We start from the raw sequence: 22,083 nt of genomic DNA, 5'->3' as shown, positions 1-22,083 counted from the left end.
TGTTATCACACCAGAGTCGAGCCCAAAAACTACCCTCAAACTTTTTGGGCTTTTTGTTTTGTCTATCTGTATATCATAAAAAAGCATAACATTTTTAGTATCTTCGCACTTCTATAAGATTAGAGTTATTATGAGTTTACAAGATAAGGTCATGACTGCCATGAAGGCAGCAATGAAAGAAAAAAATCAAACCGCTTTAGCAGCGCTAAGAGCTATAAAATCTGAAATTTTACTAGCTAAAACAGCATCTAGTGCTAGTGAAGAACTATCAGAAGAACAAGAGATTAAAATCTTGTCTAAAATGGTAAAGCAACGTAAAGATAGTGCGGCCATTTTTCAAGAGCAAGGACGAGACGATTTGGCGCAACCAGAATTAGACCAAGCAGAGGTGATTAGCCAATTTTTACCAGAAGCGTTGAGCGAAGAAGAAATTGAGAAAGTGGTTATGTCCACTATAGAAAATATAGGAGCTGAAGGAATGAAAGATATGGGAAAGGTTATGGGCATTGTAAGTAAAGAATTAGCTGGAAAAGCCGATGGCAAAACAATCTCTACGATTGTAAAAGCAAAATTAACCTAAATTGCCATTCCTGCGAAGGCAGGAATCTAAGGCCTCGTAGTTCAACTGGATAGAATATCAGATTTCGGCTCTGAGGGTTGGAGGTTCGAATCCTCTCGAGGTCACGAATACATACTTCAAAAAGAAAAAATGCCAAGCTTGCTTGAGCATTTTTTTGTTTGAAGTATGTTCAAAGCGGAGCGCAGAGGATGCGCCAGCAATCCATATGGGCTCTGATTTGTTAAAGAAATTGATTGACAGCCAAGCTTGCTTGAGCATTTTTTTGTTTGAAGTATGTTCAAAGCGGAGCGCAGAGGATGCGCCAGCAATCCATATGGGCTCTGATTTGTTAAAGAAATTGATTGACAGCCAAGCTTGCTTGAGCATTTTTTTGTTTGAAGTATGTTCAAAGCGGAGCGCAGAGGATGCGCCAGCAATCCATATGGGCTCTGATTTGTTAAAGAAATTGATTGGCAGCCAAGCTTGCTTGAGCATTTTTTTGTTTGAAGTATGTTCAAAGCGGAGCACAAAGGATGCGCCAGCAATCCGTTAGGAACCGATTTGCCTAATAGGTTTTTTTATCCGCTCAAGCAAGCTTGAGCATTTTTTTATTTCTATATTTAGACAATGATCGTAATCTATCTTCAAGAAACTCAAAAGCCTGAGATAAATCCAACTTTTAGACTGGTAATGCTAATCATCTTTTTTGTTGGTTTAGCAGTTGTACTGCTCTCCAAGTTCTATGCGTTTTTCGAATCTATTTATGCTTCAAAGTATAAAAGGCCCTTCTTTTTAAATGCTATTGCATTTAAAAAAGAACTAAGAAATCGTCAATTTTCAATTTTAAATAAGGAGTTTGATTTTTATAAAAGATTAGATGAAAATGAAAAGGTAATTTTCAGGCACCGTTTAGCAACATTCATTAATAGTAAGGAGTTTATTGGTAGAGAAGGATTGAAGGTAGATGATGAAATGAGAATATTAATTTCTGCTACCGCTGTAATGTTAACTTTTGGTTTCAGAAACTATCTCATTGAATTGATAGATAAAATAATAATTTACCCAAAGGCATATTATTCTAATTTAAATGAAACTTACCATAAAGGGGAAACAAATCCACAACTAAAAGCTATTGTTTTTTCTTGGGAAGATTTTAAAAAAGGATACCATATAGGTGATGACAATTTAAATTTAGGAATCCATGAGTTTGGTCATGCAATTCATTTAAATGCTTTTGGAAAAAATGATATCAGTAGTGAGATTTTTAAAGATGGCTTTAATAAGTTGGCCACCTACCTACAAGAGCATAAGATGGTTAGGAATAATTTAACCACATCAAAATATTTTAGAGCTTATGCTTACACCAATCAGTTTGAATTTTTTGCTGTATTGTTAGAAAACTTTATTGAAACTCCAGATGAGTTCCGAAATAAATTCCCAGAACTTTATGGATACATGAAGCAAATGTTAAACTTTAATTTTGCAGGATACTAAAGACTAAGAAATAAGCACTATTTTTGAGGAATAAGCAACACAATCATAAATGAAAAGAATATTAGTAACTGGTGGTGCAGGATTTGTAGGCTCGCATCTTTGTGAGCGACTTTTAAACGAAGGCAATGAAGTCATCTGCTTGGATAACTATTTTACAGGCTCTAAACAAAATATAGAGCATTTGATGGATCATCATTATTTTGAGTTGGTAAGACACGATATTACCAATCCCTTTATGGCTGAAGTTGATGAAATATACAATTTTGCTTGTCCAGCCTCACCTGTACATTATCAATATAATCCTATAAAAACAACTAAAACCTCTGTAATGGGCGCCATTAATATGTTAGGATTGGCTAAACGTGTTAAGGCTAAAATATTACAAGCTTCGACAAGTGAAGTCTATGGCGACCCTACCGTACATCCACAGCCAGAAAGTTACTGGGGAAATGTCAATCCAATAGGATTGCGTTCTTGTTATGATGAAGGCAAGCGTTGTGCAGAAACGCTCTTTATGGACTACCATAAAGAGAATAAAGTAAAAATTAAAATCATACGCATTTTCAATACCTATGGGCCAAGGATGCACCCTCAAGATGGCAGGGTAGTCTCTAATTTTATTGTACAGGCGCTAAAGGGTGATGATATCACCATCTTTGGTGATGGTACGCAAACCAGAAGTTTTCAATACGTTGATGATTTAATTGAGGGAACGGTGAGGATGATGCAAACGCGTGATAACTTTATAGGCCCTGTAAATATTGGAAATCCTAAAGAGTTTACCATGCTGCAATTGGCAAATGAGGTCATTGATTTAATTGGTTCAAAGTCTAAAATTACGTATTTGCCACTACCAGAAGATGACCCTATGCAACGGCAACCAGATATAAGTTTGGCTAAAAAGGAGTTAGGGGATTGGGAACCGAAAGTAAATTTAAGAGAAGGGTTAAAAAGTACGATTAATTTCTTTGACGAATTATTGAGTCGAGAGAATTAGTGTGTTGAGATAACTGCAACAAAAAAGTCTCTTGAAAAAGAGACTTTTTGTTATTTGTTATTAATTTATCTGTTCAATCCTATTACCACAGGGCAAATACAGCTTGTATATGCGTTTGGTAATGATTGTTATCTAGTCCGCTTTCAGCGTGATCTAATGCAAATTTTCCAATGACTTGTGCTCTGATGCCAAAAGTTTGTCGTCTGTTCAACCAAAACAAAACACCACCACCAAGATTTAACGATATATTGGTTTCATCAATATTAAAAAAGCCAACACCAGCATTACCATAAAAATCGATCCATTCTGCTGATGGAAAGATATGTTTGCCAAAATAATATTTGGCATGGGTGTCAAATGAATAGTAAGTATAATCTTTGTCTAAAACCCTACCGTCAATTTTATCGCCTTCCGCAAATGAATTTAAGGTAAAAGCCTGCTCAATAGATAAGCCAGAAGTCCACCCTACTTCTATGCCAAGAGAAATAGGCAAGTTAATAGCCCAATCTGTCATTCCATCCACTGGCGACTGTGTTCCAGCACTATTAATAGCATTAAGACCAACGCTTCCAAACCATTCAGCAGAATTTGACTGGCTGTAAGAATTAAATGTAAAAGTCAAAGCCGCTGCTAATAAGAGTAATTTTCTCATGAAAAAATTGATTTAAAATTCAAAGTTAAACTTTATGGCTTATAAAACAAATAAAGACACCAAGTTATTTAGTAATTCATATAATTATTCTTTACGGTTATAAAAAAAAGACTTAAAAAGCTTAAAAACTCGCTTTCTGTCCTTAAACAAAGCCATTCTGTAAGCTTTGTTTACAAAAAAATGAGGTACTCTTTTTAAAACAGTTTTCAAAAAAATATAAACTTTCAAGGTTTTGACCCAAAACTTATAAAAGCTTAAATGCTTCAGTTTAAAACGGTAAAATCGTGTTGTAAAATTACTTGAGGCATAAGCTTTTGGAATGTCTTCAAAAAAAAGTGCTAAGATGTTTAAGTAGGTTGTTATTTTTTTGCCCTTTCCAATCAGGCTCGGATCCTTGATGTTTTCTAATAAGACGATGGAGTCATAGGCAGATCTAAAGTTAATACTGTTGTATAGACTTCCGTTGTCATTAATTTGGTAGTTGAGTATTGTATGGCGCATCAAATGGATAGTGGATGGTATGAAAATACCATTGATTATCTGCTTCGATGCCAGTATATTAGGGCTGCTTAATTCCTTGTCTTTATCCGATGGTAATAGTATTCGATGTAATTCAACAACACCAATAAACGCGTCTGATTTTAATCTTGAAAGATGCCGATGTTCAAAAAAATCGTTTCCTAATGTCTGCTCCATAGGATAATAGCTGTTCTCTTTCAATAGTTCAAACGCCATATCTAGTTGATGATTGGATATTAAAATGTCGATATCACCAATCATACGTTCCGCAAGGTCATTATAATAACCGCCACAAATCAAAGCAGCACCTTTTAAAAAAACATGTTCTATCTCATGTGCTTTTAGCAACTCAGATAGGTGGTTGATCTGTATTAGTAGTTGTGCATTTCTATTTTCATTTAGCGATGTAATCTCTTCGAGATAAGTATTGAGTTCTTCTGGTAAAAGGTGCAGTAAGTCTTTCGATGTTAATCGGCAATAAATTGTTGGAAGTACCAGATGCCTGCTGCCCTCAACAACCATAGTGTCCCAATCAAAATCTTTGTTGCCAAGCGTTTTTTCTAAGTCATCTTTAGAAGACTTGTAGCTCAAAATATCAGCTATGTATTGGTATGTAGTGGCAAGCTTACCCATAGGCGGTATTTGTCAGTACTAAATATAGTTAATATTAATGGATACGAAATTCTTTAAAACACTCAGAGATGAGTTCAGTAACGCTTTCTGTATTGCTGTAGGTTAATTTGTAAACGGGTGTTAGAGACAACCAATCTAAAAACTGTTTAGCATAATCAGGATTTGGTGACAACCATGAGTCAGGAATTAAGGTTTCTAATGCTTCCTTTATAGATATCAATTCAAGCTTTGTTTTACTGTCTTTAATATAGTTCACCATTAGGATTGCTCTACATGGGTAATTATCTTTAATAGGGCTTTTGCAAGGAACATATTTAATTACACCTTTGGTCTTATTAAATAGGGTATTTGGAAAGCTATCAAAATCTCTCATCAAAGGGTTTAATAAATGAAAAGCACCTTCTTTTATAGATAGTGCTGAAGGATTGTGGTATAGGTGAGAATCAGAAGCGAGCATAGGTGAGACATCATCTGCAACTAACTCAAAACCTTTTGCGGTAAGTATGGCGCACAAAGTGCTTTTTCCTTTACCAGATGCACCTATAAATAATATAGAATGCTCGCCATCAGAAATTGTTGATCCGTGGAAGGTACCTAGCCAATCAGACTCTTCTTTATTGTGAATAAACGAAAGAAGCTCCATCACGAACTTGCCTTGTATAAGGTGATAGTCGCGCTTCGGTACCGTCCTCACCAAGGCTTCATTTTTAAATAAACATAGCTGATCATTGTCAATGTAAATGTCATAGATAACATCTGGTGGAATAATTTCTTTGGTTTCCAGATGTGCTATACTAGGATGAATGGTTTTTGCAACAAGGTCCGAATCAAAATTTACCTGAAATGCTTTGCTATTGAAGCTATAACTTTTAAAGATTTGACGTTTGGATGCATTGAATACATGTCCCGATTTATCTACAACATCACCCTTTACATTACACTGTTCTAAATAAGATGCTATGGTCTTTGCAATTTCACCAGAATCTAAATTTGGATCAATAGCCTCTATTCTTGATTGAAATGCACCAAGCGAAGTACATTCAAGGTAATCATACAAAAGGTTTTTAAAATTATTATCTACAACGCTGTAAATGTTTGATTTTTTATACCAAAGCACCCAATAAAAACTGAACAACCGTTGGTATGTCGGTGCTAAGTCGTTATTCAAAGTGTATTGGGATTAATCAAAAGGATTTCCTCCCGGATCTGGTGGGGAAGTTGATTGTGCTTTAAGTGGATTTAAAATCACAAAGGTTCCTACTGCAGTTAATGCAGCATACTTGCCCATTTTTTTAATGGCGTCTTTTCGAGTGATTTTATCGGTATGGTTGTCTTTTTTCATGGCCAAGCCTAGATTTGGTTCAAAAATAATAAAATAATTTATTTAACAACAAAAAATGTCAAAAGGTTTATGCAAAACTTATAATTTAAATGTAAGGTTTTTCAACTTAATTAATACTCAAAAATAAAAATAAAATCAAAAAACCTTAAAATCTCCCTATGCCTTCATAAGCATAGGGAGATTGGTTTTCCTATTTTAGAATAATTTTTTCAGTCTTCGTATAATTTTTACTTACCAGATTTACGATATAGATCCCCGTGTGTAAACTACTAGCATCAATAGTGTGTAAAGAGGTATCAACAGGTAATATAGTGGTATGGACCAATCGCCCTTGAAGATCATATACTCTAGCGGTTGTTTCTTCTGTTAACTGGCCGGCAACAGTAATATTGCGGTTCGTTTGGTTGGTATAAATACTAATGGCATCCAAATTTGAGTCAGATGTTGATAGTGCACTATTGGAGAATCTTAAATAAAAACGACCGGTGCCGTTTAAGTCCTCTGAAGGCGTTAGTACATAATCTGAAGCGTTTAATAAGGTAGATGTACTCGTCAAGGCATCATCCAAATACACGTCAATAGAAGCTGGTAAGGTATTTTGTACAATACTAAAGGTCAATTGCTCTCCCATATTGGCATTAACGCCCAAGGCAATGGTCACATCATTATAATCGGTGGAGCCCAGTGCCTGCAATGCAATTGGAAGCCCTGTGTTGTCCTGCACCAAGTGCGAATAAAGTGCAAAGCTTGGCGCAACACCGCCCCAGATGACAGCTTCATAACCTGGATCGAGACCAAGACTGGCATCAGCATCAAAATAGAAGTCCGTCGTGTAATCGTTATTAGCTGTAAAGGCGATGAGTTTAAGGTAGGTCAGAGAATTGCTATTTCTTCCGGCAATAAAATCATCAGCAGTACCAGTAGCTCTCATCGCTGCGGTGAACTCAATATCATGGTCCGCAATTAATGTTCCAGTACCATTGGCAGCCACAAAGAAGCCTTGACCTGGTGCAATAAGGCGGCCATTATCATTGGCCAGCGTAATAATATCCCATCCATTGGAAGCATTGCCATCATAACCGTAAATACCAGATAGCGCATCCATAAGGTCAATATTCCGTTCCCCGGAAGTTTGCGTACTAACCACGTGGGTCAAAAAGGCTTCGGCATCGATATACGACGGATAAGGATTGCCAATAAGATTCCAAGGCGCAAACGTTGCATCCGTACCTATGTTTATATCCTTAAATATATCTCCGGTGTTTACCGTTCCTGTAAAGGTCAAGGTGCCACCATCAGAAGTAGCCGCTCTGTAACCCATGGCCGGACTTAGTACTGTAGCTGCATTTGCTGTGGCGTCGTAATTTTCATAAAGACCAGAATCGTTGTTGAAAGGGGCAAAGGCTCTAAGTGTACCTGACGCTAACAAATTGCTATTGGCAGCATCAAAGCTTCCAAACGGTTGTCCGGTAAGTGGGGCCGAGATTAAATCGTTATCATTGTTAACGGCATCATTGGTAAAGGCATTAACATGGCGGTTGTATGTTACGGTACCACTAATGGAACCGTCTAATATGAGGCTGGAATAACTAGTAGAAGTAGATTCTAAAGTTAAGCTATTAACAGTTAATGTGTTTCCTGTTGCAATTTCTACACCTGCGCCAGGATAAACAACTACATCGTTAAGATTAACATCTGAGCTTAAAATAGCGACACCATCTGTAACGATGGCATTTGATGCACCAGTAGTTCCATCAGGATTTGCAGGATACCAAGAACCTTCAGAATATGCATAACCGTTATAGATACCTTCTATTTTAAAGTTGTCAAATTCTATAACATCACTGCCACCATTTAGAGTACCATTTAATATTAAACCTACTGTAGAAGTTCCATCAGCAACAGGCACGGAAATGGTTCCATTTACGCCAGGAAAAGTATCAGGGTCATTAAAATATTCCACAGAACCCTGGCCAACACCATCAATCACAACTTCATAATTACCTATTTCAGCATTAGCGAAGGCATGATAGTCAAAGCTTACCACAATAGATGTGTAATCTGAAACATCAACATTGTCAAAAGTAAAAGTATAAGGTGATAAAGATGGTTCGGCAGTTTCACCTTCTAGGTCACGACCAAAGGCAGTATTACCAGAAAAATTTGAATTATTGCTTGAAGCAGTTTGAATAAATAAGCCTTCACTTGGTGTGCTTGGGTCTACAAAGAGTTGTGATTCTATATTGTTATTCCATCTTGGATATGTGTCGTCAAAGTCTTCAATAATTATTGTAACAGAAGGACTAGGGTCATTGTCTACTATGGTTAAATCAAACGTAGCCTGAGTTCCTACAATTGCGTTATTTCCGCCAGTAATCCCTGTAATAGTAAATGTGAGAGTTTCGTTGCCTTCAAAAATAGCATCGTCCGTAACCGTAATGGTCACAGTTTCATCAGTAGACGAGCCCGCAGGAAAAGTTACAGTCTGAGTTGTATAGCCATTAATGTCAGCAGTATCACCTGTGGTTAATTCTACATCAAAAGAGGTGGCGTTGGCGCCGTCAGGATTGGTAATGCTAAAGGTTAAGTCGATAGTGCCTGCTCCTTCAGATATGGAGGATGAGCTGTTTGTAAATTCCACGAAAGTATTTGAGGTTGCATCTGGAACTGTTACTTTGTATTGTGTGGTGGTATAACCATCTCCACTGCCATTTTCTGAAAATTCAAACCCAACGGTTAAGGTATTGGCAGAAGAAACATCCAGTGCGGTAATGGTATAATTTAGTGGGTCGCCATTCGCGGTAGCCCCGACTTCAGTTTCAATACGAGCACCACCATCTAAAGTGTAAAAGTATTTAAACTGATTATCATTAGCACCAGTATTGGTTGTTAGGGCTTCTATGTTTACAAAGTCAACTCCTGAGACATCGATGACTTGACTTGTAAAAATTCCTTGACCACCCCAATCAGTGCTCACTAAAGCACCTCCAACCACTTTAAAGGTGTTACCACCAGAATCGGTTGACGGTTGCGAGTTATAGGATAAAAACCAAGAATTTGGTGCCGAACCAAAAGGACCCGCACTTGCAGGTTCAGGAGCTGGTGGAAAGAAAGTTGTATGGTCTGGGAAGCCATCACCATCGTTTGAGAAATCCGCGTCATAAAGTGTTAGTTCATTGGTCGTAAAACTCACAGGGCCAACCCAATCACTAGTTCCGTCTATACCGCAGTCTGCTTTAACGTAGACCTCGTAGGCCGTAGAGGTTTCAAGACCAGTTGCAATATATGGTATACTGCTTACACTTGTGCCAACAGAAGGTAGGCCTGCACCTGCACTCTGTATGGCTACTTCCCATTGCGATTCAAAACCACCAGCAGTCCATGAAATGGTTGCGGTTGTATCAAGGGCATCAACTGTTAATCCTGTAACAGGGTCACAAGGTGCGTCGTAAATCATAATATCATCGAACGCTACTCCAGAAGCGTTTAGGGGGGTGGTTACAGCACTAAATACAAAGCGAAGATAGACTTGCGACTCTCCCCCAAGACCTGATAAATAATTTTTAGCCATTACATAGCCATTAGAACTTGTATTGTCCAGTGGAGAACCATTGAGGTCACTACCTGTCCAACCTAAACCTTGACCACCAGGAAGCGCATCAACTGAATCATCGGTATACCAATTGGAAATGTCAATATTGGGCTCATTAAATCCACCAACCGTTTGCCACGTATTACCATTGTCTACGGAAGATTGAAGGGTCATACCGTCCTGGCCAAACAAACAATCCCACCATATGGCAAACTCTATTATAGGTGCTTCTAGACTTGTAAAATTTAGTGGTGGGCTCATTACATAGGCATCATTAACTTGTGAGTAGGGGCCGTTACCAATTGTTACCCACGTGTTTTGTCCTGAGGCGGCAGTATTAATATTACCATAAGATGGTGTAGTTAATCTCCAATAATCCCCAGTATTTGTTGAGAAATAGTTATCTGGAATCCAACCTCCAGATCCGGTCTCAAAATCTTCTAGATAGGGAAACGTATTTATTGGTGTTGCTGTTGTGTTAAAGGTTCTAGGTCCAACCCAGTCACTGTAATCATTGCTGCCACAATCAGCTCTAAGATATACTTCGTAGGCTGTTAGAGGGCTTAAATTTGAAATGACATATGGATTGGAGTTAATCACTGTGCCAGTGGTAGTAGGTTCGCCCAAGCCAGCAGGTTGTACAACATATTCCCATTGGCTTTCCGTACTTCCATTTGTCCAACTTAAGATGGCTTTAGTGTCGGTTAAATCTGTTGTCTCAAGGTTTAAAACAATGGGGCAAGATACGGGTTCGGGGACTATAATTTCAAACGAAGCCTCAATCTCGTCAGCGGTATTATCACAGCTATCGGTGGCATCGATATCTATGCCGTTGTTTGGTGAATTGGCCGAACCTAATTCTAAGTTATACGCGAAAATGCCGATTATGGTATCTGTCCACCCATCTCCTTTTTGATCGTAGCAGTTTACGTAATACGTGCCAGATGGAATAGTAATGGTAGTATCAACAAGGCCAAGGCCAGCACACGAAGCTGTTTTTTGAGTCCATATAACGCTTCCACCACCGTTCGGCGCAGTAGAAATATCAACCCATATATCGGCTGTGGCTGTTCCACCTTCAGTTACTATGCGTATTTCGCTTTGTCCAAAGGCAATAAAATTAAGGAACAAGGCAAGGAATAGAATGTAAATATGTCTCATTATTATAAATTGTAAGAAGGCAAAGAAGGTATAGGACTTGGGATATCAAATATAATGAAATATAAAGAGGACTTTTTGGTTCTGTCCTTCTTTTTAAATCATCTTGAAAAACTTATGATAAAAATTAAAATAAAGCAAAAAACGCATTCTTTATAAAGAATGCGTTTTTTTACAAAACGGTTGTATAATAAAGTTATTTTAGAATAATTTTTTCGGTTCTTGTTGTATTACTACCAACAAGATTTACAATATAGATACCAGTATACAGGCTATTGGCATCAATAACATGCAATGACGTCTCTGCCGACAAAACTTTTGAGTGAACCAAGCGTCCTTGTATGTCATATACATTAGCTGTTGTAGCTTCAGGTAACTGACCTGCAATAGTTATACTACGGTTCGTTTGGTTGGCATAAATACTAATAGCATCCAAATTTGAGTCAGATGTTGATAGTGCACTATTGGAGAATCTTAAATAAAAACGACCGGTGCCGTTTAAGTCCTCTGAAGGTGTTAATACATAATCTGAAGCGTTTAATAATGTAGATGTACTCGTCAAGGTATCATCCAAATACACGTCAATTGAAGAAGGCAAGGTACTTTCTGCAATACTAAAAGTCAATTGTTCTCCCATATTGGCATTTACACCCAAAGCAATAGTAACATTATCGTAGTCGGTTTGCCCTAAAGCCTGGATAGCAAATGGTAAGCCCATGTTCTGTTGTACTAGATGTGTAAATATTGAAAACGAAGGAGCTACTCCGCCTAAGAGCGTTGCATCATAACCAGGATCTAAACCTAGGCTAGAAAATTCAGTAAAGAATACATCGGTAATAAAATTATCAGAGGCGTTGCTTAAGTCCAACTTTAAGTTGGTGATTGAGGATGAATTCCTTCCTGCAATAAAATCGTCTTGTGTTGAGGTAATTCGCATATCTGGCGAATTCGTAGTGAACTGAACGATGTTGCCAACATCAGTATTAGAGGCCACAAAGAACCCTTGGCCAGGAGCGATATCTAAAGTGTTATTAACTAAAGCACTTATAATTGTGTAATCTCCAGCCGAGGTCCCATTAGTGCTGTCATTATAGCCATAAATCACCTGGGCACTTGGGTCTAACAAGGAAGCATTTACTGAAAGAAACGCTTGCGCATCTATATAAGAAGGGAATGGATTACCAATTAAATTTAAGATACTAGCCGACCCTTGGTTAATAGCAACCTGAACCAATCCAGTATTCACAGTGCCTTCAAAGGATACTAAGTTAGAAACCGCAACAGGATCTACACCAGTTCTGTAACCAACTCCAGCCGTTAAAGGTGTGGTGTCTGTTTCATCCCAAAGCTCAAACGGATTCACAGCATCGTTGTTATCAAAGCCTCCAAAAAGCACATTGGTACCACTTGGATTGGCTAAAATATTGGTGTTGTTGGCAATAAATGTATTGAATGGTTGACCCGAGACTGGCGCGCTGATTAAGTCATTACCATTAACAGCACCATTGTCATTGATGTAACGATCGTATCTTAATGAACCTGCAATTGATCCATCTAGAATTAAACTAGAATAACTATTTGATTCTGAACTTAGTACTATGCCATTATTTGTGGTTAACGTTACACCAGAATTTACTATTAAGGCTCCACCACCCTCTACGGTTATAGAGTTAACGGTAGAGTTTCCATCTATTTCCAAAATTGCGCCAGATTTTACCGTAAAGTCACTATTAGTAACATCTCCCTGAAGTCTTAATGTACCAGCATTAATTGTTGTAGTACCTGAATAACTATGAGAACCTGTTACAATAAGTATGTTAGAACCAGTTTTTTCAACACTGCCTGTGCCAGACATAGTTCCATTGACCGTAATATTACCAGTTCCTAAATTTCCAAACTGCACAGTGTTATTATTTATAAATATGTTATCATTAAATATCATACCACCTGTTGAGTTTGAATGAATTTGAACAGTTCCTCCATCAATACCTATTGGAGTATTAAAGGTATGAGTAGCACTCGACGCATTATAAATGCCACCGGAAGCAGACAGACCACCACCAGCATTATTAATAGTTCTTGGAGAGGTTGCCGCTGCTTCAAAATCCAAAGTGTTTACTATATAAAATCGTCCATTTGTGGTCATTGTAGTATTGTTATTATGACCTATTTTCACAAAGTTTCGCACTGTATTTCCATTGTCCGGATCTCCTTGGTTACCACCACTTGGATAAAACCATGGTAACTGTCCGTCACCGAAATTACCTGTAGTCACCTCGCTCCTGCTAAAAACATCCTGTTGAGCATTTGAATTTAGAGCTAAAAAAATAAGTAGTAGTGTGTAAAACTGTCTCATAAGCTTATATAGATTTGATATTTTGCTAATTAGTTATTTTCAAATATAGGATTTTTTTGCAGATTTAATAAGGTATTTTTTTTATTTAAGTATTCAAAACTTGTGTTTAAGTACTTGCTAATTAGTAGTTTGAAATAAAAAAACGCACTCTTTGTGAAGAATGCGTTTTTTTCAAAAGGATGTATAATTTGGTTTATTTCAAAATAATTTTTTGTGTTTTGCTTTCATTTCCGTTACGAATTACCACGATATAAACACCGGTATTTATAGCGTTAGCATCGATACTTTGTAATCTAAGGCTCGACGTCAGAGCCTTGGAGGTAATCAATCTTCCTTGAATATCATATACACTAGCAGTGGTATTGTCGTCAACCTCACCAGAAATGTTGATAGATCGGTTGGACTGATCTGCATATATTGTTAATGTCTCGAAAGTGTTGTTTGGTGCAGAAAGCGTAGTATTAGCAAAATGAATATAGAATCTTCCTGTGCCTGTTAAATTTGTGTTTGGCGTTAAGACATAATCCCCTGTATTTAACAGTGTAAAGGTATTGGTAACATTGTCTTCCAAATAAACATTAATGGTGTCTGGTAGCGATGACTCTTGTCCTAAACTAAAAGTAATCTGCGTTTGAGAAGGCGATTTCACACCTAATGGTACAACCACATCGTTTAAATCATCTAAAGGTAAAGACTGATTGAAAAACTCAATACCATTATTATTTTCGACCAGATGTGTAAAAATACCCTTTGCGTTACCAAAATGGGCTCCTGTATCATATCCAGGATCTAAACCTCTTGTGTTAATAGCTCTAAAATATAGATTAGTTTCGTAAGAAGAATTATCGTCAGATAATAAGATTTTAGCTCTAGATGCACTGTTATTACTACTTCTACCCATAATAAAGTCATCCGCATTTCCGATTCGGGTCATAGCAGCATCAAAGCTAAAACTTCCTGAGGCATTTACAGCAACAAAAAAGCCTTGACCAGGTGCAATAAGCAAGTCCTGATCAGAATTGCTGTCCCAAATGGTCCAGCCATCCGCAGCAGCACCATCATAACCATAAACACCAGCAAAACTTGGGTCAAAAAGACTATTATTAGCGGTCAGGAAATCACCCAAATCAATGTATGCGGGAAATTGGTTACCTATCAAATTCCATTTATCAAAGTTTCCACTACCTAATGTCACCACGGCATTTCCAGAAGTAACTGGCGCACCCTCAAACTGTAAGGTACTACCACTCGTTATTGCAGCTCTAAACCCTTGCCCTGGTACAATTAAGGTTGTAGCGTTGCTAGTAGTATCATAATTATCGTATGTATCTGTAGTGTTATTGAACCTCGCAAACGCCTTGGTAATGCCATCAACAGCAGTAGCCAGATTTGGATTGGCCGCAGCAAAATCGCCAAAATTTTGACCTGATAACGGAGGTGATATCAAGTCATTTCCTTCCGTTAGACCTGAGCCGATACCATTCACAAAACGATTGTAACGGACAGTACCACTAACAAAGCCAACATCTTGTTTTAAACTAGAATAGCTTGTTGAAGTAGATTCTAATGTTAAAGTATTAAAAGTTAATGTAGCCACTGAGTTTATTAATAATCCAGCGCCTGGATTAACAACAACTGAATTGACAGATGTTGAAGCACTGACTGTAGGATGGTTGGCCACTTGTAATATGAGCACGTCATCCAATGCTGTTGGAACACTTCCGTTACTCCAGTTGGCACCATTAGCCCAATCGTTATCCACTGAACCTTTCCATGTAATGGTTGAGAAGGGTAAACCAGAAGTGTTGTAAAGACCTGGTGACGCTGCAACAGGGTTGGTTTGTATCGTTGTGTGTTGTACAAAACCACCAAATATATCCTCGTTTCTACCTAGTGATTGATCGTTTCCACCTTCACCACCATAAGTATAGGTAGCAATGATATTGCTACTTCCATCTTCTAAAGTTACGGTATCACCACCGTTGTTGAGTTGCAAGTTTCCGGTTGATGCCGTTTCAGAAGCTCCGCTAATACCCGTTGGTGTACCACCACTAAAAACAACCACAGAACCACCTGCAGGTAATATAATACTTCCAAAAACGTGCTTAATACCTACAGCGTCAGATAGCGTATAACCCGTAATATCTACAGCAAAAATCTCATTATTAACAAGCTCAACAAATTCGTCCTCAGTTGTACTAACTGTACCATCTCCATTAGCATCGATCCCAGTAGGGTCAGCCAATATTTCATTAATAACGATGTTAGGTAATGCAGGTGTCTCATCATCAACAATAGTAACGGTGTGTGTAGCCTGTGATATTACCAAACCGGTTACCGAACTTGTTTCTGTTAGGGTTAGCTCTACGGTTTCGTCATCAAAATCCGCATCAGCATTAATATCTATGGTAATGTTTTGTGTACCATCAGCAGTAAACGATAAAGATGTCGGAGAAGTAAAGGTATAATCACCAGGCTCAGCGGTACCACCTGTAACAGTAATGTCTATATCAATTTGATTACCATCGTAGTTTGTAACGGTTATAGGAATGTTAGAACTTGTAAAAGTCGTATTGGTTTCGTTTTCTGTACTTGTTGCGATTCCAAAACCTATTGTTGGATTAGCTGAAGGTGCGGATGGTGCGTTTCCAAATCCAGCAAGTCCAGCGGGTAAAGTTGCAGGTGTAGTACTAACGGTTGAGAATCTTGTACTAGGGTCAGTAAACCCACCTGTATTTCCTGTTGTTATGCTACTTAAGAGTTCAATATTTTGATTGGCAGTGGAGACACCAGAACCTGACCATGCAGAACCCGGATCAGATCCGCAAGTACCAAACATATCTATCAATGTGCCACCGAGACGAACTTCAAGTGCATCATCTCCATTAAACCCAAAATTAAATGTCGTAGTTCCGCTTACATCTGTGCCATTTGTTGTAACATATGAAACTATGTCAGATGTACCTATTATCCATACTTCTCCTGCGACTAGTGTTCCTGATGTAGTATTTGTACTGGCTATTGCAGAACAAGCTCCACCATTTGTTCCTTGGGAAATCTGGAGGTTATTGCTAACAGAAAATATGATATCCGATCCAGTATTATTCCAAATCTCTATTCCTTTTGGGGTACTACCAGAATTGGTTTCTACGTATTGGCTAATAATCTGCCCAAACCCAAAACTTGTAAATAAAAGTGCAACTAAAAATGTGTAAAAATGTTTCATATGTCTATAAAATATGTTGTTTGTCGGTAAAAACAAAAATCGGCTGAGATAGGATAGTAGAAAGGGAGAGCAAATATAGTAAAACTATAATCTCTTTATGTATTTAGATATTAACAAAGCGTTAATATTCATCATAGGACACGGCAATTACAATTAGCAAATTAGTCTTTATCCTCATTTTTGCATCATAGCGACGTTTTTACAGAATGCCGAGGCAATCAAAAAACCGCCATTCGCCAATCCCTAATCGCTCTCCTACACCAGTCCTAGGGATACCCTATACATATCCTATGACAAGCTAATGTCTAGAGTAGCAAAAGTTTGATCGAAACCATGGTTTGTAAAACCTTGTAAATCATAAAGTTAAATAAATATTAAGGAAGTAAACAGAAACAAACGGTACCAAAATAGTAAAATAAGGCTTTATACCTCAAAATCAATACATAACAAGACCTAAAGAGAACAAAATAAAATGGGCCTTAACCTATGCTGTAATATTGCTTTAGGTTCAGCGATGTATTAGCGATTAGAGGCCTCGGTGCACAGATGCAGAAATCCTTTACAATGCCAACCCAAAGTTTAATAATAACGCGCGAATCTCTAAAATAGTTGCATTCGCATAAAAAAAAGTAAAAATGGCAAAGTATAAAAGCCTATTTGACGTACAGGGCACACTCGGTGAGGTGACCTTCTACAAAGGAGAAGACGGACAGTATGTCCGCAGAAAAGGCGGTGTGAGTAAAAACCGCATTCTAAATGACCCAAATTTTGAGAGAACAAGAGAAAATCTCTCTGAGTTTGGAAGAGCGGCCACAAGTGGCAAAGTAATCAGAAGAGCAATGAACAGTCTAATGCTAGATGCCAAGGACAGTCGGGTGACATCGAGGTTAACAAAAGTACTTAACCAAGTAAAGAATGAAGATGTAACCTCTGCTAGAGGACAGCGTAATGTCGCAGAAGGTTTGGTAAATCCATCGGGTAAGGCACTGTTAAAAGGATTCAATTTCAATGCAAAATCCGAGTTGGATACAGTGCTAATGACACAATACACATTAGATACGGCAACAGGTGAGGTCGTAATTCCAGACCTAATACCCAATCAACAGATGAGTTATCCTGAGGGAGCAACCCATGTCAGTTTTAGTGTAGGGTTTTTAAATCTAGATTTGGCAACAGAAACAAAAGACCTACAGCTGTCTAACGTGGTCAATTTGCCTATTAATGGTATCGCTACAACGGTAACCCTAACCCCTACAGCTGCAGCAGTAGGATCGGGTCAGAGTTATTATGTTTTAAAAGTAGCCTTCTTTCAGGAAATCAATGGGATACAATACCCTCTGAAAAATGGTGCCTTTAATGCCCTTCAGTTAATCGAGCTGCTCTAAGCAGCTGAGAGGTGATAAAAAGAGGTGGTAAGTAACTAATAAGCTAAAAAACAGATAGCAGTAAAACCACCTCTTTTTTTTAACGAAAAAGAAAATGGAATCCAGTACCTGTGGCACTCATAATTCCTCAATCTAAATCTATCATCTAACATGGTCATTCAACACGCTTGCTATGATGCGATAAGGCTGATCGGCCTCATTTTTTGATTCGTCGAAAAATCAAGAACAGTTTAGCGCTGGGTGTAGAGCATTGCCAAACGCAGTGATTGCAATGCACAGGATTACAAACTGTTCGCTAGATTTTCAAGAGAAAAAAATGCAGCCTAGATTTTTTGAATCCTTTTTTATCGATGAAAAAAGGATTGGTTAGGGCAAAAGACTAGCCACAATCAATAAGGTTTTTACAGAGCACTGAAGCAATTTTGCACGAGCAGGACACTTCCATGTTATTGGCTATGCCGAACCTTAGGTTTGACTGCGTCATCCTTCGGATTCAGAGCGGTCACATTGAGCGCAGTCGAAATGAAAGCGAAGAATCAAAAAAATAGAGATTAAGAACTTAAAAGACCCTACATGAGGCTTTAAAAACAGCCCCAAAAACATCAAAAACCGGGTAATTATGAAATTAATATATTGGTAATCAAATAATTATAACAAAAAATAACATGTGATTTTTGTTTAAAACTCTTAATAACTCACCTATTTTTGGCCTTGTGAGATCAAAAAGTAGCCCTTAGATTTGTGTAGGTAACCTGCTGTAAATCAGAAATAAGTATATGCTTAAATACGATAAAAATAGAAATCCTTGTAAAGGGGGTAGGATTAAAAAAACATCGACAAACGGTAAGGTTATTTTTGGTAAAATAGCAGTTGTATAACTATGAAATATACGATTAAGGGCGAAAATAATGTTAAACTAGGTTCAAATAGACAGTTTTTAAACGTATATAAACGAATTACAAAGAAAAAGCACTATTTAATTGTTTTAAATTCTTACAAAAAAAAGTATTTTATCGAATAATAAGGCATTTAAACATGAAAAGCATAGCTTATTAGTAATTTTAGACAGGGGAATCTTAGTGTAAGCTAAGATAGTAATTTTAAACAAGATAGATTAAGCATCATGCGCTTGTACTTATACAGACAAGACATACAGGATTTAAACCAGGTTTCAGAAAAAGAGGCCCTAAACATCATGCGTGATATCAGGGAGGAATATAAGCTTGCAAAAAAGCGGTATGTCAGTGTATATGCCTATTGTAAGTTTTTTATGGTAACACGTGAGGAGGTATATGATGCTTTACAACTTAAAAAAACGGGCTAACGAAGTCTTATCCCAAAACACAACAGCCAAAAGTTAATAGCTAAATCCTCATTCGCCAATCGCCATTCCTCATTCGCCATTCGTCAATCGTAGATCCTTTTGCAGGCACTGGCGGGTTTTTATCCCATAAGAGGAGCCATTGCCCACTAACACGCACTTAACCATGTGTTAAACCAAAAGCACAAAATTTTCTTAGGCGGTTATAGGAATTAGTGTAGTTTTGTCAAGCAAAACTAAAGTAGATTCAAGTTATAATAAGCTATTAGCTAAAAGGATCAAATCTCCTACTAAGATTGTAATTTGGATTAAAAAATAGATGAATGGTTTTGTTCATAATTTTATTAGGCTTTAAACTAAAAATAGTAATCCATTAAAAATTGTAGTTTTGATTTTTCTATTGAAATTTCTATTCAAATATAATGAACAGTACTAGATTTGCCTTAACTTGGAATGCACTAGAAACGTTTGGAAAGCAGGCAGTATCAATAGTTACGACAATTGTTTTAGCTAGGTTATTAGACCCAAAAGATTTTGGTTTAATAGGTATGATATATATTTTTATTGCCATTGCTTCAACTTTGGTCGAGGGAGGCTTTACTTCTGCGCTCATTTATAAAAAAAAGCCAACTCAAAATGATTATTCTTCTGTATTTTATATTAGTATTATAATCTCTCTATTTTTTTACATCCTATTATTTATTTCTTCTAAGTTTATTGCAGCTTTTTATGACCAACCTTCATTAGTTCAGATTATAAGATGGTTATCACTTTCACTAATTTTTGGTAGTTTATCTGTGGTGCATTATGCCATTTTTTCAAGTAATATGAATTTTAAATCCATAGCTGAGGTTGGCTTAATAGCTCAGGTTATTGCTAGTGTGGCTGCAATAGTAACAGCAATTGGTGGTTTTGGTGTATGGGCATTAGTTGTACAGTATCTGGTTTTAAATAGTTTTACGCCCCTTTTGTTCTTTAGCAAGAACGTATGGTGGCCCAGTAAAACATTTAAACTGAAAGAAGTTAAAGCATTATTCAGTTTTGGATCTCATGTGATGCTTACAAGTTTATTAAACGTTATTTTTAATAACATATACAATGTTGTTATCGGTAAATTTTTTAATCCTATTCAATTGGGTTACTATGTCCAAGCTTTTAAAATACAAAGCATTCCAGCCGATAAAATACAGCAAATAATAAAGCGTGTAACATTTCCCAAACTAGCACAGATATCGGAAAACAAAGAAGAAATGAGCTCATATTTCCTTAAAATTTTCAAAAGCTCAATTCTGGTTAATTTTGCGCTTTTAATTTTTATTGCTGGTTTATCAAAACAAATTGTTTTAATTCTACTTACCCAAAAATGGGAGCCAATCGTTCCTTTTATAAGATTATTATGTTTTGCTTCTTTATTTTTACCGCTATTCGAATTGTGTTCTAACGTAATTTTAAGTAAAGGCAAATCACTTCTGAATTTTAAGATTGAATTACTGAAAAAGGTTTTGATTGTTTTTAATATTTTGGTAATGTTCAAATGGGGAATTATAGGTTTGATAATTGGGCAAATTATTAATTCCATTTTATTTTTAGTTATTCAATACTATTTTACCAAGCAATTCCTAGTTATACATTTGAAAGACCTTATAGTTAGCTTATTAAAATATTTTATCGTTGCAATAATTCCTTACGTCATTATAACATGGTTAATGAGTGTTTTTACTTTAAATATATACTTGGAGTTTATAGTCTATACAACCGTCTATTTTTTATTATTTATCTTACTAGTGTTTTCATTTAGATTAAATCAAGGATATAATTTTAATATGTTTTTAAAAAATAAATAAATTTATATGATTAGTGTAATAACTACAATTGCTGAGCCTACAAACTGTGTGAAAGGTCTTGAAAAAAGCGTGAGAGATTCTAATGGTCTCATTATTATTGGCGATAAAAAGGGTCCCTTTAAATATGATTTGCCTAATACGCAGTTTTATAGTTTAGATGATCAATTAAAATTGGATTTTTATTTGGCAAAATTGCTGCCAACAGCCCATTATGCTAGAAAAAATTTAGGATACTTAATTGCTATTAAACAAGGAGAAAAATGTATCTATGAGACTGATGATGATAATCAACCCAATAGTACATTTAAAATTAGATCAAAAGAGACTGAGGTCGTTTTTGCACAGAATAAATCTTGGACTAATGTTTACAAGCATTTTTCCTCAGAGAATATATGGCCTAGAGGTTTTTTACTAGATAGAATAGGGCAAGAAGACTCATTGCCAGTACATGATGGCGATAAAAAAATAATTACTGCGCCTATCCAACAAGGGTTGGCAGATGTTTCCCCAGATGTTGATGCGATATGGAGATTAACACAAGATCGCGAATTTTATTTTGATAAAAATGATAGTATTGCATTAAAACATGGGCAATGGTGTCCTTTTAATACACAGAGCACATGGTGGTGGGAAGAGGCATTTCCATTACTGTACTTGCCAAGCTATTGCTCTTTTAGAATGACAGATATATGGAAAAGTTTTATTGCTCAGCGCTGTATTTGGGAACTAGGCCATCCTATTGTGTTTCATGCTGCCGAAGTTGACCAGGATAGAAATGTACACAATTTAATGCGCGATTTTGAATCTGAGGTTTCTGGTTATTTACAAAATGAGAAGTTAACAAAAGTTTTAGAAGACTCAAAATTACTGTCTGGGGATGGCAACGTTTTGAGAAATTTGGTGGTCTGTTATGAAGACTTGGTTAAAAATAATATTTTGCCAGAAAAGGAATTGGATTTAGTAAATGCTTGGGCAAAGGATATAGATAATATTTTAAAATAGTTT

At 36.8% G+C, this 22,083-nt stretch carries 14 protein-coding genes and 1 tRNA gene; 8 read left to right on the top strand and 7 right to left on the bottom strand.

Annotated elements, in window-relative coordinates:
• Window positions 1-130: 130 nt before the first annotated feature.
• From ACPX19_RS02830 to ACPX19_RS02815, 4 genes are all read left to right on the top strand, one after another.
• On the top strand, window positions 131-580 hold the full coding sequence (locus ACPX19_RS02830; protein WP_426431363.1) for a GatB/YqeY domain-containing protein: 450 nt from the start codon (window positions 131-133) through the stop codon (window positions 578-580).
• A gap of 30 nt (window positions 581-610) precedes the next feature.
• Window positions 611-684: transfer RNA gene (locus tag ACPX19_RS02825), tRNA-Arg, on the top strand.
• A gap of 502 nt (window positions 685-1,186) precedes the next feature.
• The gene (locus tag ACPX19_RS02820; protein WP_426431362.1) at window positions 1,187-2,053 is read left to right on the top strand and encodes a zinc-dependent peptidase; all 867 of its coding nucleotides are present in this window, start codon (window positions 1,187-1,189) and stop codon (window positions 2,051-2,053) included.
• Between the two features lie 49 nt (window positions 2,054-2,102).
• Window positions 2,103-3,050 carry a UDP-glucuronic acid decarboxylase family protein gene (locus tag ACPX19_RS02815; RefSeq protein ID WP_426431360.1) on the top strand — a complete coding sequence of 316 codons (948 nt, stop codon included), beginning with the start codon at window positions 2,103-2,105 and terminating at the stop codon, window positions 3,048-3,050.
• Window positions 3,051-3,132: 82 nt separating this feature from the next.
• Here ACPX19_RS02815 and ACPX19_RS02810 read toward each other — a convergent pair whose 3' ends face one another.
• The 7 genes from ACPX19_RS02810 to ACPX19_RS02780 form a co-directional block, all read right to left on the bottom strand.
• Entirely contained in the window at window positions 3,133-3,702 is a 570-nt protein-coding gene (locus ACPX19_RS02810; RefSeq protein WP_426431359.1) for a hypothetical protein, read from the bottom strand.
• 84 nt (window positions 3,703-3,786) lie between these two features.
• A complete protein-coding gene (locus ACPX19_RS02805; protein ID WP_426431357.1) occupies window positions 3,787-4,854 on the bottom strand; it encodes a nucleotidyltransferase family protein in 1,068 nt (355 codons plus the stop codon).
• A 34-nt stretch (window positions 4,855-4,888) separates the two neighbouring features.
• Window positions 4,889-6,022, bottom strand: coding sequence for a hypothetical protein (locus tag ACPX19_RS02800; protein ID WP_426431356.1), 1,134 nt, complete (start codon window positions 6,020-6,022; stop codon window positions 4,889-4,891).
• A gap of 12 nt (window positions 6,023-6,034) precedes the next feature.
• Window positions 6,035-6,196 (bottom strand): hypothetical protein, encoded by a 162-nt coding sequence (locus ACPX19_RS02795; RefSeq protein ID WP_426431355.1) that lies wholly within the window; start codon window positions 6,194-6,196, stop codon window positions 6,035-6,037.
• A 190-nt stretch (window positions 6,197-6,386) separates the two neighbouring features.
• The gene (locus tag ACPX19_RS02790; protein ID WP_426431354.1) at window positions 6,387-10,949 is read right to left on the bottom strand and encodes a T9SS type A sorting domain-containing protein; all 4,563 of its coding nucleotides are present in this window, start codon (window positions 10,947-10,949) and stop codon (window positions 6,387-6,389) included.
• Window positions 10,950-11,142: 193 nt separating this feature from the next.
• Window positions 11,143-13,302, bottom strand: a complete 2,160-nt coding sequence (locus ACPX19_RS02785; protein WP_426431353.1) for a T9SS type A sorting domain-containing protein — start codon at window positions 13,300-13,302, stop codon at window positions 11,143-11,145.
• 193 nt (window positions 13,303-13,495) lie between these two features.
• Window positions 13,496-16,528, bottom strand: a complete 3,033-nt coding sequence (locus tag ACPX19_RS02780) for a lamin tail domain-containing protein (RefSeq protein WP_426431352.1) — start codon at window positions 16,526-16,528, stop codon at window positions 13,496-13,498.
• Between the two features lie 635 nt (window positions 16,529-17,163).
• Here ACPX19_RS02780 and ACPX19_RS02775 point away from each other — a divergent pair.
• The 4 genes from ACPX19_RS02775 to ACPX19_RS02760 all read left to right on the top strand — a co-directional run bounded on the left by ACPX19_RS02775 (window position 17,164) and on the right by ACPX19_RS02760 (window position 22,080).
• Window positions 17,164-17,913 carry a hypothetical protein gene (locus ACPX19_RS02775; protein ID WP_426431351.1) on the top strand — a complete coding sequence of 250 codons (750 nt, stop codon included), beginning with the start codon at window positions 17,164-17,166 and terminating at the stop codon, window positions 17,911-17,913.
• 1,123 nt (window positions 17,914-19,036) lie between these two features.
• Window positions 19,037-19,237: a hypothetical protein gene (locus ACPX19_RS02770; RefSeq protein WP_426431349.1), complete on the top strand. Its 201-nt coding sequence runs from the start codon at window positions 19,037-19,039 to the stop codon at window positions 19,235-19,237.
• A gap of 419 nt (window positions 19,238-19,656) precedes the next feature.
• Window positions 19,657-21,078, top strand: a complete 1,422-nt coding sequence (locus ACPX19_RS02765) for a lipopolysaccharide biosynthesis protein (RefSeq protein WP_426431348.1) — start codon at window positions 19,657-19,659, stop codon at window positions 21,076-21,078.
• 6 nt (window positions 21,079-21,084) lie between these two features.
• Window positions 21,085-22,080 (top strand): STELLO glycosyltransferase family protein, encoded by a 996-nt coding sequence (locus ACPX19_RS02760; RefSeq protein WP_426431346.1) that lies wholly within the window; start codon window positions 21,085-21,087, stop codon window positions 22,078-22,080.
• Window positions 22,081-22,083: the final 3 nt, after the last annotated feature.

This window comes from Winogradskyella sp. HB-48, assembly GCF_049942685.1.
Classification (GTDB): Bacteria; Bacteroidota; Bacteroidia; order Flavobacteriales; family Flavobacteriaceae; genus Winogradskyella.
Note: the sequence above shows the minus strand (reverse complement) of the source record. Positions and strands in the feature narration are given on the sequence as shown.